The sequence below is a fragment of the Cellulosimicrobium cellulans genome, assembly GCF_001722485.1.
In the GTDB taxonomy this organism is placed as follows: Bacteria; Actinomycetota; Actinomycetes; order Actinomycetales; family Cellulomonadaceae; genus Cellulosimicrobium; species Cellulosimicrobium cellulans_A.
In genome coordinates this window covers 1-11,919 of record NZ_LWGL01000100.1, presented here as the reverse complement: position 1 = coordinate 11,919, position 11,919 = coordinate 1, and the positions used below count along the sequence as shown (strand labels likewise).

11 protein-coding genes are annotated in these 11,919 nt (G+C 76.3%); 4 read left to right on the top strand and 7 right to left on the bottom strand.

Translation table 11 applies throughout. The annotated features are described in order from the left end of the window. Positions 1–89 precede the first annotated feature (89 nt). Positions 90–1,196, bottom strand: coding sequence for a YlbL family protein (locus tag JZ5iCDA_RS11595; RefSeq protein ID WP_253182059.1), 1,107 nt, complete (start codon positions 1,194–1,196; stop codon positions 90–92). 163 nt (positions 1,197–1,359) lie between these two features. On the opposite strand from JZ5iCDA_RS11595, the gene JZ5iCDA_RS11590 reads away from it, so the two are divergent. Next, complete coding sequence (locus tag JZ5iCDA_RS11590; RefSeq protein ID WP_083259939.1) at positions 1,360–2,826, top strand: zinc-dependent metalloprotease; 1,467 nt, start codon at positions 1,360–1,362, stop codon at positions 2,824–2,826. Here JZ5iCDA_RS11590 and JZ5iCDA_RS11585 read toward each other — a convergent pair. Beyond that, complete coding sequence (locus JZ5iCDA_RS11585) at positions 2,823–3,416, bottom strand: YgjP-like metallopeptidase domain-containing protein (protein WP_069387317.1); 594 nt, start codon at positions 3,414–3,416, stop codon at positions 2,823–2,825. The genes JZ5iCDA_RS11590 and JZ5iCDA_RS11585 overlap by 4 nt on opposite strands. A 237-nt stretch (positions 3,417–3,653) precedes the next feature. On the opposite strand from JZ5iCDA_RS11585, the gene JZ5iCDA_RS11580 reads away from it, so the two are divergent. Beyond that, the gene (locus tag JZ5iCDA_RS11580) at positions 3,654–4,766 is read left to right on the top strand and encodes a ThiF family adenylyltransferase (protein WP_139123078.1); all 1,113 of its coding nucleotides are present in this window, start codon (positions 3,654–3,656) and stop codon (positions 4,764–4,766) included. Here JZ5iCDA_RS11580 and JZ5iCDA_RS17980 read toward each other — a convergent pair. From JZ5iCDA_RS17980 to JZ5iCDA_RS11570, 3 genes are all read right to left on the bottom strand, one after another. Continuing rightward, complete coding sequence (locus JZ5iCDA_RS17980) at positions 4,743–5,177, bottom strand: WhiB family transcriptional regulator (RefSeq protein WP_083259936.1); 435 nt, start codon at positions 5,175–5,177, stop codon at positions 4,743–4,745. The genes JZ5iCDA_RS11580 and JZ5iCDA_RS17980 overlap by 24 nt on opposite strands. 175 nt (positions 5,178–5,352) lie before the next feature. After that, positions 5,353–5,514, bottom strand: coding sequence for a hypothetical protein (locus JZ5iCDA_RS18905; RefSeq protein ID WP_171905365.1), 162 nt, complete (start codon positions 5,512–5,514; stop codon positions 5,353–5,355). A 134-nt stretch (positions 5,515–5,648) separates the two neighbouring features. Beyond that, the gene (locus JZ5iCDA_RS11570; RefSeq protein ID WP_083259935.1) at positions 5,649–7,733 is read right to left on the bottom strand and encodes an ATP-dependent helicase; all 2,085 of its coding nucleotides are present in this window, start codon (positions 7,731–7,733) and stop codon (positions 5,649–5,651) included. 167 nt (positions 7,734–7,900) lie between these two features. Between JZ5iCDA_RS11570 and JZ5iCDA_RS11565 the strand changes: the two genes are divergently transcribed. Beyond that, complete coding sequence (locus JZ5iCDA_RS11565; protein WP_069387315.1) at positions 7,901–8,167, top strand: mycoredoxin; 267 nt, start codon at positions 7,901–7,903, stop codon at positions 8,165–8,167. A 54-nt stretch (positions 8,168–8,221) separates the two neighbouring features. Here JZ5iCDA_RS11565 and nudC read toward each other — a convergent pair whose 3' ends face one another. After that, complete coding sequence (nudC, locus tag JZ5iCDA_RS11560; protein ID WP_069387314.1) at positions 8,222–9,238, bottom strand: NAD(+) diphosphatase; 1,017 nt, start codon at positions 9,236–9,238, stop codon at positions 8,222–8,224. Positions 9,239–9,330: 92 nt separating this feature from the next. On the opposite strand from nudC, the gene JZ5iCDA_RS11555 reads away from it, so the two are divergent. Continuing rightward, positions 9,331–10,254 carry a macrolide 2'-phosphotransferase gene (locus JZ5iCDA_RS11555; protein ID WP_069387313.1) on the top strand — a complete coding sequence of 308 codons (924 nt, stop codon included), beginning with the start codon at positions 9,331–9,333 and terminating at the stop codon, positions 10,252–10,254. A 4-nt stretch (positions 10,255–10,258) separates the two neighbouring features. Here the strand turns inward: JZ5iCDA_RS11555 and JZ5iCDA_RS11550 are convergent, their stop codons facing one another. After that, a complete protein-coding gene (locus JZ5iCDA_RS11550; RefSeq protein WP_069387312.1) occupies positions 10,259–11,791 on the bottom strand; it encodes a 3'-5' exonuclease in 1,533 nt (510 codons plus the stop codon). Positions 11,792–11,919 lie beyond the last annotated feature (128 nt).

The following is an 11,919-nucleotide window of genomic DNA, read 5'->3' as shown; positions in this document are numbered from 1 at the left end:
GCGCGGCCGTGTCAGTCGGGCGGCCCGGCCGACCGGCTCAGGCGGGCGGCCCGGTCGACCGGCTCAGGCGGGCGGCCCGGTCGACCGGCTCAGGCGGGCGGCCCGCACGTGGGGAGGGTGTCGCCCTCCCCCGCGCCGATCGCCGTCATCGCGTCCCGGGCCTCGGCGAGCGTCGAGACGCGCGCGACGTTCAGCCCCTCGGGGACGTTGCCCACGACCTCGGGGCAGTTGCCGGCCGGGGCGAGGAACCACGTCGCGCCGTCGCGCACCGCGCCGTACAGCTTCTGCTGGATGCCGCCGATCGGGCCGACGTCGCCCTCGACGCTCATCGTCCCGGTCCCCGCTATCGACACCCCGTTCGCCTCGTCCTCGGGCGTGAGCTGGTCGACGATGCCGAGCGCGAACATCATCCCCGCGCTCGGGCCGCCGATGTCGTCGATCTGGATCGACACGTCGACGGGGAACTCGAACGCCGGGTCGATGAAGACGCCCAGCAGCGCCGTGTCGCCGCCGTCGCTCGTCGTCACCGCGAGGTCCGTCTCCTGGCCGTCGCGCACGACGCCGAGCGTCACGTCGTCGCCGGGCGGCACCTCCTCGAGACCGTCGATGAGGTCCGCGTACGTGTCCACGCGAGCGCCGTCGAGCGAGACGATGACGTCGTCGGCCTCCACGACGCCCTCGGCACCCGTGCCCGGGCTCGTGCCGCGCACGGTCAGCGTCGCGGGGACGTCGTAGCCGAGCTCGGTGAGCGCGGCCACGGTCGCGTTCTCCTGGGAGCTGATCATCTCCGCCTGGCTCTGCTCCTCGGTCTCCTCCTTGGAGCGGTCCCGCGGGAACACCTCCTCGACCGGCCGCACGGACCGCGAGCCCTCGACCCAGCCCTGCACGACCTGCGCGAGGTTCACCGGGTAGCCGGGCCCGCCCGCGACCGACACGGTCGTCAGGCGCAGCTCGCCCGTGGAGTCGTACGTCTCCGCGCCGGTGACGGAGATGAGGGGCCGGCCGTCCTGCTCGCCCAGCGTGTCCTCCGTCGGCCCGGGCGCACGCACGGCGTAGGGCGCGGGCAGCACCGCGAGGCCCGCCACGAGCAGCGTCGTGGCGAGCAGGGACACGCCGAAGGTCACGGAGCGCCGGGTGACGGGGGGCGGGGGCTCCTCCTCGAGGAGGAGCTCGTCGAAGGACGGGCGGTCGGTCACCGGCACATCATCCCCGACGATCCTGGGATCGTCCCGGACGACGGCTCCGCCCGCCCGGCGCTGCGCCGTGAGCGAACCCGGGCCACCCGGACCGTCCCGACGCCCGTCGCGCCCCGTTTTCGTGGTTACGGTGAAACCCGACGCGACCGTGAGGAGTCCCCGCATGAGCAGCCTGCCCCCCGACGACCGCACGCCCGGCCCCGACGACGCCGGCGGGGCCGACCGCGGCTTCGAGGAGCTGCTCCGGTCGATGCTCGGCGCGGACGCCGACGAGGCGCTGCGCGAGCTGCGCGCCCGGGGCTTCGACCCGCAGTCCCTCGCGGCCGCGGGCGGACCCGCGGCCGACCCGCAGCTGTTCCAGCACGTGCTCGCGCAGGTGCAGAAGCTCCTCGCGACCCCGGCCGACGGCCCCGTCAACACCGACGTCTCGCACGACGTCGCGCGCCAGGTCGCGGTGGCGGAGGGCGACCCGACGGTGACAGGAGCCCAGCTGCGCGACGTCACGCAGGCGCTGTCCGTCGCCGAGCTGTGGCTCGACGTCGTCACCGACCTGCCCCCGGCCGGCGGTCGCGGGCAGGCGTGGAGCCGCTCGGAGTGGGTCGAGCGCACGCTGCCCGCGTGGAACGCGCTCGTCGCGCCCGTCGCGGCATCCGTGGGGGACGCGCTCGCGACGGTCCTGCGCGACCAGCTCGGCGACCAGCTCGGGGGCGACGACGTGCCCCCGCCCGTGGGGTTCTCGCTCCCCGGGCTTCCGGGAGGCGCCCTGGGCGGCGACCCCGCGGCGCTCATGCGCCGGCTCGGGTCCGCGGTGTTCGGCATGCAGGTGGGACAGGCCGCGGGGACGCTCTCGCGCGAGGTCTTCGGCGCGACCGACGTCGGCCTCCCGCTCCTCGACCAGCCCGCGACCGTGCTGCTGCCGACGAACGTCGCCGCCTTCTCCGAGGGCCTCGACGCGCCCGCGGACGAGGTGCGGCTCTTCCTCGCGCTGCGCGAGGCCGCGCACGCGCGCCTGTTCACGCACGTCTCGTGGCTGCGTGGTCACCTGCTCGGCCTGGTCGACGCGTACGCGCGCGGGATCACGATCGACCTCGACGCGCTGGAGTCGCAGCTCGCGGACGTCGACCCGACGGACACCGGCGCGCTCCAGCGCGCCCTGTCGGGCGGCGTCTTCGGCGTGCAGAACACGCCCGAGCAGCAGGCGACGCTCCTGCGCCTCGAGACGACCCTCGCGCTCGTCGAGGGCTGGGTCGACGAGGTGACGGCGACCGCGGCGCTCCCCCACCTCCCGCACGCCGTGCCGCTGCGCGAGATGCTGCGCCGCCGGCGTGCCGCGGGCGGCCCGGCCGAGCACACGTTCTCGACCCTCGTGGGGCTCGAGCTGCGCCCGCGCCGCTCGCGCGACGCGGCGGCGCTCTGGGCGCTCATCACGGCGCAGTCCGGCCCCGACGGGCGCGACGGCGTGTGGGACCACCCCGACCTGCTGCCCGACGCGACGGACCTCGACGACCCGGCGGGCTACCGCTCCCGCCGCGAGGCCGCGCGCGCCGAGGAGGCGGACGTGGACAAGGCGCTCGAGCAGATCTTCCGCAGCGCGGCCGACGGCGACGACCGCCCGGAGGCCTCCGCCTAGGCCTCCGCGTCGTCCAGGTCGTCCTCGTCGTCCTCGGTCACGTCCTGCTCGGCGTCCGGGGGCGACTCGGGCTCAACCTCGCCGGAGTCGACGTCACGGGAGAACGAGACGCCCTCGAGGAAGCCGCGCGCCCGCTCGGTGCGCGGATAGGCCTCGAGGAGCCTCCAGAACTCCGGCCCGTGGCCGGCGTGCAGGAGGTGCGCGAGCTCGTGCAGGAGCACGTAGTCGAGCACCCAGCCCGGCATGCCGCGCACGCGCGTGGAGATGCGGATCGACCCGTCGACGAGGGTGCACGAGCCCCAGCGCCGGTCCTGGTTCGTGGCCCAGCGCACGCTCGACGGGCGGGCGCGCCCGTCGAGGTACCGCGCCGAGAGGTCGGCGGCACGACGCGCGAGCTGCTCGTCCGACGGCCGTCGGCGGCGCTCGGAGTCGGCGAGCCGGTCGAGCATGCGCTGCACCCACTCGCGCTCCTGCTCGCGCGTGAAGCGGGCCGGGATGGCGACGATCGTGCGGTCGCCGTCGCGGTACGCGCTCACGGTGCTCTTGCGCCGGCGGCTGCGCCGGACCTCCACGACCGTCTCTCGGACCACGCCAAGACCGTACTGGTTATCGCCATGGGACGGCAGGCCCCACGCCGTCGGGATGCGGGGACGCCGTCCGCGCGTCGGCGGTGATGTCGCGCTTCGGGCGAGCCGGGGTCAAGGGATCGCCATACGCCCGCGTCGTCGGCAGACCTGTGGACGACCCCGTCGCGGCCCTCGCGGCGTGCCACGCTGTCGCTGCGGCCCCCACCGGGCCGCCCCGTCACCGGCGAGCGAGGAGCAACCGTGCCCGGACGACGCGTGCTGCGTCCCTCCACCCCCGTGCTGCGTCGCGCCCCGGGCGAGATCCAGTACGGCACCGACCCGCGCTGGGCCGTCCGCCTCGTCGGCCTGGACGCCGCGGACGAGGCATGGCTCAGTTCCCTGTCAGGCACCGTCGGCACCGCCCGCGCCGCCGGCGACGGCCCGACGGTCCCGGCCGCGCGCCGCGAGGCGCTGGTCCGGGCTCTCGACGACGCCCTCCTCCTCGTGCCGGCACCGCCGCGCCGGGCGTCGACGCCGGCTCCCGGGAACGGCGAGGCGGACCGGGCCGTGCTCGCCGCGCTGCGCCCCGACGGCGCGGCGCACCGCGTGCTCGCGGCCCGGGCGCGGTCCTCCGTCGCGGTGGTGGGGCTCGGTCGTCTGGGCGCGAGCGTCGCGACGACGCTCGCGACCGCCGGCGTGGGATCGGTGGGCCTGCACGACCCGTCGCCGGTCCTCGTGACGGACGTGGGACTCGGCGCCTACCGGCTCCGGGACGTCGGGGCCCCGCGCGAGACGGCGCTGGCGCGCGCGATCGAGGAGATCTCCCCGCACGTGCGGACCGGGGCGTCGGTCACCTCACCGCTGCGGGAGGGGTCGGGCCCGGAGCGGCCCGACGTGGTCGTGGTCGTGGAGCACCACGCGGCGGACCCGGCGCGGGTCCGCGAGCTCGTGGGCGACGGCGTCCCCCACCTGTCCGTGGTCGTGCGGGAGGCCGACGTGGTCGTCGGCCCGTTCGTGCGGCCGGGCCTCGACCCGTGCCTCACGTGCGTGGACCTGCACCGCGCCGACGTCGACCCGTGCTGGCCGCAGGTCGCCCGGCAGCTGCGCGAGCTCCCCGGCCCGCGCCACGAGGAGTCGGTGCTCGCCGCGGTCGCGGCGGCGCACGCGGCGGGTCAGGTGCTGGCCGCCCTCGACGGGACCGCGCCCCGCACAGCCGCGGCCTGCCTCGAGATCCCTGCTCCCGATGCGGTGCCGCGGCTGCGCGAGACGTCCCCCCACCCGCGGTGCGGGTGCGGCGGCCTGGCGAGCGCTCCCCCGGACGGGGCGCCGCTCGCGCGGTCGGCCCGCACGTCAGGCGGCCGGGACGGAGGCTGACGCCTCGTCGCCCGCGCGGGCGGCCTCGCGGGCCGCCTCCTCCGCCTGACGTGCGAGCACCTCGGCCTTGCTCGGCCGGCCCCGGCCGCGCTTGCGCGCGACGACGACGCCGTCCACGAAGACCTCGCCGCCCCAGACGCCCCACGGCTCGCGCCGCTCCACCGCGCCGGCGAGGCAGCCCTCGACGAGCGGGCAGGTGCGGCACAGGGCCTTGGCCTGCTCCACCTCGGTGGCGCGCTCGGCGAACCACAGCTCCGGGTCGTTGGTGCGGCACGGCAGCAGGCCGGACACGAGGCGGTCGAACTCGGCGACGTCCTTCTCGCCCAGCGGCGTGGCGAGGGGCTGGTGCGGCGCCCAGGGGCCGGATCCGCCCTGGGCAGTGATGTTGTCGAGCAGCGCGGTGAGCCGCACGATGTCCTCCAGTGATGTCCTGTCGTGGTGTGAACGTCGTCGTCACAGGACCCCGAGGACAGCGGTCCCGTCGGTGATGACGGGAGACGCCGGTGATCCTCATCGACAGTCGTGCCGGAAGACACGAAGGCCGCGGGTCCCAGATGGACTCCGCGGCCTGGAAGGTGCCGGTCGATCAGACCGGACGTGTCCTGGGGGCGGAGTCGGGTGCGGGGCGGTTGACGAAGGCGCCGCCGTGCGCGCGCACACGGGAACGGAGTCCTCCTGGCGTGGCCGCGTTCGCGACCGCGAGATCCAGCAGGATCGTCATCACGATCTGGTTCGTCATCATCAGCACCCACCCCCTCTCTCCATCGGGGACCCGCCTCTCGGCGCGCCCCTCTCCATCAGGACCCGACGACCATATGCCGCCCGTCGGACGGCGCACAACATATTTACGAGACTTCTTTCGGGCGATTTCTCCGGGCGCCCTCAGGAGCCGGCGCGGGCGACGATGTCGAGCAGCGTCGCGCCGTACCGCTCGATCTTCGCCGGCCCGAGCCCGTTGATCCGGGCGAGCTCCGGGACCGTGCGCGGCCGGGTCTCCGCGATCGCCGCGAGCGTCGTGTCGACGAGGACCGTGAACGCCGGCTTGTCGGTCTCCTGGGCCACCTGCATCCGCCACTCGCGCAGCCGGTCGAACAGCTCGCGGTCGTACTCGCCGGTGAGCTGTACGCGTGCCTGTCCCGCACGCGGGCGACGTCCCCGGGCCGCGGACGGGTCGTCGGGCCACAGGCCGTCCAGGAACCGGGTGCGGCGCCGCGTCGCGCGGCCGCCCGGGTTGCGCGAGCGCGCGAACGACAGCTCGAGGTGCTCGCGCGCCCGGGTGATCCCGACGTACAGGAGCCGGCGCTCCTCGGCGACCGCCTCGTCCGTCTCGGCGAGCGATATCGGCATGAGCCCCTCGCTCATCCCCGCGAGGAAGACGGCGTCCCACTCGAGCCCCTTGGCGGCGTGCAGCGAGGCGAGCGTCACGCCCTCCACGGTCGGGGCGTGCTGCGCCGCCGCCCGCTCCTCGAGCTCCGCGACGAAGGCCTGCAGGGTCGGGGCGTCCGCGCCGGCCGCCCGGGCCGTCCCCGCGAGGTCGTCGGCCAGCGCCACGAGGGCCTGCGTCGACTCCCAGCGCTCGCGCGCGGCTCCGCGCGCGGCCGGCGGCTCGGGGGCCCAGCCGGCCGAGACGAGCACGTCGCGCACCGTCTCCGGCATCGGGACGTCCGGGTCCGCCGACCGCGCGGCGCCCCGCAGCAGGACGACGGCGTCGCGCACCTCCTTGCGCTGGAAGAAGCGCTCGCCGCCGCGCACGAGGTAGCCGATGCCCGCGTCCGCGAGCGCCGACTCGAACGCCTCGGACTGCGCGTTGGTGCGGTAGAGGACGGCGATCTCGCTCGCGCGGGTCCCTGCGGCGAGCAGGCGGCCGACGCGCTCGGCGATGCCCTTGGCCTCGCTGTCGTCGTCGTCGTACGCGGTGAAGGAGACCGGCGGGCCCGACGGCCGCTGCGCGACGAGCTCGAGCGCCTGGTGCGCGCCGCCGGCGCGCCCCGCGCGGGCGAGGAGCTGGTTCGCGAGGTGCACCACCTGGGGGGTCGAGCGGTAGTCGCGCACGAGCCGGATGACCTGCGCGCCCGGGTGAGTGCGCGAGAACGTCAGGAGGTGGTGCGGCGTCGCGCCCGTGAAGGAGTAGATCGTCTGCGACGGGTCGCCGACGACGCACAGCTCGTCGCGACCGCCGAGCCACTGGTCGAGCACGAACTGCTGCAGCGGCGAGACGTCCTGGTACTCGTCGACGACGAAGTGGCGGTACTGGCGGCGGACCTCGTCGGCCACCTGGCCCTGGGTCGCGAGCATGTCGCCGAGCATGAGGAGCACGTCCTCGAAGTCGATGACGGAGCGCTCGGTCTTGACGTCCTCGTAGGCGGTGATGAGCCGCGCGACCGTCTGGTGGTCGTAGCCCGCGGGCGGGTCGCGGTCGATCGCGGCGCACGCGCGCACGTAGTCGTCGGCCGTGACGAGCGAGACCTTGGCCCACTCGACCTCGGACGACAGGTCGCGCACCGCGACCCGGTCCACCCCCACGCCGAGGCGCCGCGCGGCCTCGGCGACCGCCGGCGCCTTGTGCTCGAGGATGCGGGGCGGGGCGCCGCCCACGACCTTGGGCCAGAAGTACCCGAGCTGGCGCAGGGCCGCGGCGTGGAACGTCCGCGCCTGCACGCCGGTCGCGCCGAGCTCGCGCAGGCGCGTGCGCATCTCCCCCGCGGCCCGTGCGGTGAACGTCACGGCGAGCACCGACGTCGGCGCGTAGGCGCCCGTGCGCACCCCGTACGCGATGCGGTGCGTGATCGCGCGCGTCTTGCCCGTGCCGGCCCCGGCGAGGACGCACACGGGCCCGTGGAGCGCGAGCGCGACGTCGCGCTGGTCCGGGTCGAGGGCGTCGAGGATCGCGTCGGCCGAGCGCAGCGACGAGGCGGCGGACGCCGAGGGGTGCGGGGCGGACGAGCGGGGGGCCGGTGACGTGGACATCACCCGCGATTCTCGCAGCCCGGTCCGACACGCGGCACGCCCTGGCCACGGCCTGGGGACGACCACGACGAAGGGACCGCGGGAACAACGGGAGGAGGGTGCGGCGTTGTCCGTCCGGTGCGAGGCTGCGACCGCAGCCCGATCCCCGACACGAGGAGTCCTCCACGATGGCCACCGCCCCGACCACGCCCGCCCCCGGCTCGATCGTCATGTACTCGACGAGCTGGTGCGGCTACTGCCGTCGGCTGAAGACGCAGCTCGAGTCCGAGGGCATCGGGTACACCGAGGTGAACATCGAGGAGCACCCCGAGACCGCCGCGTTCGTCGAGCAGGTCAACGACGGCAACCAGACCGTGCCGACGGTCGTGTTCCCGGACGGCACCGCCGCGACGAACCCCTCCCTCGCCGAGGTCAAGCAGCGCCTCGCGGCCTGACCGCCGCTCCACCGGACCGGCGCCCGCACGAGCCCGTGCCGCGCGCCGGTCCGGTCAGGCGCCCGGCAGCGCCCCGCCGAACCACTCCTCGACGAGGGCGCGCGCGATCGACCCGCGGCCCGGCAGCAGCACGTCGCCCGACCGCACGTCGCGCTCGAGCTCCGCGCGCGTGAACCAGCGCGCGTCAGTGAGCTCGACGCCGTCGGGACGCAGCTCCGTGGTGCGCGCGCGGGCGACGAAGCCCACCATGAGCGACGCCGGGAACGGCCACGGCTGGCTGCCGCGGTAGGCGACGTCGCCGACCTCGACCCCGACCTCCTCGCGCACCTCCCGGCGCACGGCGTTCTCCAGCGACTCCCCCGGCTCGACGTAGCCGGCGAGCGTCGAGAACCGCCGCTCGGGCCAGTGGGCGGCGTGCCCGAGCAGCAGCCGCTCCTCGGGCCCGTCGTGCACGACGGCCATGATGACCGCGGGGTCCGTGCGCGGGTACAGCTCGGTCCCCTGGGCGACGCAGCGCCGCGTCCAGCCCGCGCTCTCGAGCGTCGTCGGCTCGCCGCAGCGCGGGCAGCGCTCGTGCACCGCGTGCCACGCGGCGAGCGCGACCGCCTCCGTCGCGAGCGCGGCCTGCGACGGGTCGAGGCGCGGCGACAGCTCGCGCAGGCCCGACCACGCGTGCTCGCGCGCGAGCACCGCGAGGGGCTCTGCCGGGTCCACGCCCTCGATGTCGACGTCCTCGGCGTCGGCGTCGTCGGGCAGCACGAGCGCGAGATACGACGCCGGGGCGTCGACGGGCGCCGTGTCCTCGCCGAGGAACAGCCACCGCGGCCGCTCGCCGTCCTCCGGCGCCGGAACCTCGGCCACGGCCTCCGGCGGCAGCAGCGCCAGGGCGGTCGCACCGGCCTCCCCGGAGACCGCGAGCCGGCCGCGGTGCACGAGGACGACACGCGTCGTCGGCTCCCCGCGGAGCCGGGAGACGAGGCGCGGCTCGGTGCGGCGGTGGGCCGCCCGGTCGACGGCCGCCGTGTCGAGGGGCTGCGGCAGGGTGCGCGTCGCGGGGTGCTCGGGGCTCACCCCCCGACCGTAGGCCACCGCGGCGCCGGGCGCCGGTGCCGCCGTCGGCGTGGACGGGCGGGCACGCGGGCCGAGCCACTACGTTGGGTCACGTGCCACGCTCTGCCCTCACCCTCGCCGCGCTCGCGACGGCGGCCGTGCCCGGCCTCGACGCCCGGACTGCACGGCTCGCCGCGGACCCCGGGGACTACGACGCCGCCGTCGTGACCGACGCGGACGGCGCCCGCTGGACGGTGCGCGCCCCGCGGACCCTGCAGGCGGGCGCGGCACTCGAGGCCGAGACGGAGCTCCTCGCGTCGCTGCAGCACTACGTCGACTCCGGCGTGCTGTCCTTCGCGGTCCCGCGCATCAGCGGGTCGGCGCCCCTGCCCGAGGGCGGGCGCGCGGTCGTGCACCCGGCGGTCGAGGGCGACGCGCTCGACGTCGACGCCCTGCGCCCCGGGCCCGGCCTCGCCGCCGACCTGGGCCGCGTCATCGCCTCGGTCCACGAGCTGCCGCGCGCGATCGTCGACGACGCGGGCCTGCCCGCCTACGACGCCGAGACGTACCGCGAGCGCCGCATGGCCGAGCTCGACGAGGCGGCCGGGACGGGCAAGGTGCCGGCTGCGCTGCTGCGCCGCTGGGAGTCCGCGCTCGAGGACGTGTCCCTGTGGCGGTTCCAGCCCGTCGTCGTGCACGGCGACCTCGGCCCCGACCAGGTGCTGGTCTCCGGCGGCCGCGTGACCGGCGTGACCGGGTGGGCCGACGCGCGGGTCGCGGACCCTGCGGACGACCTCGCGTGGCTCCTCGTCTCGGCGCCGCCCGAGGCGGTGGACTCGATCATGGAGGCGTACCAGCTGCGCCGCACCGAGCTGACCGACCGGCACCTGACGGACCGCGCGCTGCTGGTCGGGGAGCTCGCGCTCGCCCGCTGGCTCCTCCACGGCGTGCGGCACGGGCTCGACGACGTCGTCGCGGACGCCCTCGACATGCTGGCCGACCTCGAGGACGCGACGCGCGCCCCCGAGGACGACTGACCGCTCACCCGCGCAGCAACGCCTCGATCTCGGCCTCGCCGAGCAGCCGCTGCGGACGGACGGTCTCGTCGGAGGCCACGTGGTAGAACGCCGCGTGCACCTTCTCCAGGGGCAGCCCGGACCACCGTGACCAGGCCAGCCGGTACACCGCGAGCTGCACCTCGCGCGCCCGGCGCGCCTGCGGGTCCGTCGGCGCGCGCCCCGTCTTCCAGTCCACGACGACGACGGCGTCCGTCGCCCCGCCGGCGTGCTCGGGCCGCTCGGGGAAGACGGCGTCGATGCGCGAGCGAAGGACCGTCGAGCCGACGGGCGTCTCCACGTCGACCTCGACGGCGATCGGCGTGCGAGCCGCCCACGACGACGCGAGGAACGTGCGCTGCAGCGACTCCAGGTCCTGGTCGGGGTCGAGGTCGTCGTCGTCGGCGCCGGGCAGGTCCTCGACGTCGAGCAGCGACGAGCTGCGGAAGTAGCGCTCGGCCCACAGGTGGAACTGGGTGCCGCGGCGGGCGTGCACGGTCGGCTCGCTCGGGACCGGCCGGCGCAGGTGCAGCGCGAACTCCTCGCGGTCGCTCGCGAGCCGCACGAGCGCCGACGCCGACACGTGCGCCGGCATCGCGACGTCCCGGTCGGCGCGGTCGGCCCGCTCGGCGAGCAGCACGCGGGCGAGCGTGACGAGGTCGCGGCCGTCGGCGTCCACGAGCACGCCCTCGCGCGCGGTGAGCGCGGGCGCCGGACGCCCGTCCCCGTCCGTCCGCTCGGGCGCGTGCGCCTCACGCTGCACCGCCTGCTCGCGCTCTGCCGCCGCACGCGCCACGTAGTCCGCGGTCGCGCGCAGCACCGCGCGCGCCGAGCCGGGGACGACGTCGTCGGGCGCGGGCCACGTCGCGGTGACCTCCACGTCCTCCAGCGGGTTCGCCGCGCCGGGCTCCGGCACGGGTGCCCAGCCGTCGGTCGTGACGGCCCCCGCCTCGGCGAGCTCGAGCAGGAACGGCGACAGCGCGCGCGGGTTCGCCCCGCCCTGCCACCACGCGGCCGTGAGGTAGAGCTCGTGGCGCGCGCGCGTGAACGCCACGTAGGCGAGGCGCCGCTCCTCGGCGAGCTGGTGCTCGCCGCACGCGGCGCGGAACTCGTCGCGGCGCGCGACGAGGTCCTTCGTGTCGCTCGCGAGGTCGTAGCGGAACGCCGGCAGGTCGGCCGCGTCCCCGCGCAGGGGGTACGGCAGCTGCGCGACGTCCGTCAGCCAGCCGCTGTCCGCGCGCGTGCCCGACGACGACTGCGCGACCGTCGGGAAGACGCCGTCGACGAGCCCGGGCACGGCGACGACGTCCCACTCGAGCCCCTTCGCAGCGTGCGCGGTGATGACCTGCACCGCGTCGGGGTCGGGCTCGCGCACCGGCAGGTCGAGCCCGTTCTCGCGCGACGCCGCGACGCCGAGCCAGGCCAGGAACGCGCCGAGCGTCGCGACGTCGGCCGTCTGCGCGAAGGTCGCCGCCACGTCGCGGAACGCGTCGAGGTGCTCGCGCGCGCGGTCGCTCACGGCGGCTCTCCTCGCCCTGGGCGAGACGCGCGTTCGCCGTGAAGAGCAGGCCGGCGAGGACGAGCACGAGGGCGACGGACAGGGACGCGCGGAGGCGTCGCGCGCGCGAGGTCGCCGGGGTCGCCTCG

What these genes read in the sequence shown, in the direction of transcription:
- JZ5iCDA_RS11590 (WP_083259939.1), top strand. Translation starts at nt 1,360, where the DNA reads ATGAGCAGCCTGCCCCCCGACGACCGCACGCCCGGCCCCGACGACGCC.
- JZ5iCDA_RS11565 (WP_069387315.1), top strand. Translation starts at nt 7,901, where the DNA reads ATGGCCACCGCCCCGACCACGCCCGCCCCCGGCTCGATCGTCATGTAC.
- JZ5iCDA_RS11570 (WP_083259935.1), bottom strand. Translation starts at nt 7,733, where the DNA reads ATGTCCACGTCACCGGCCCCCCGCTCGTCCGCCCCGCACCCCTCGGCG.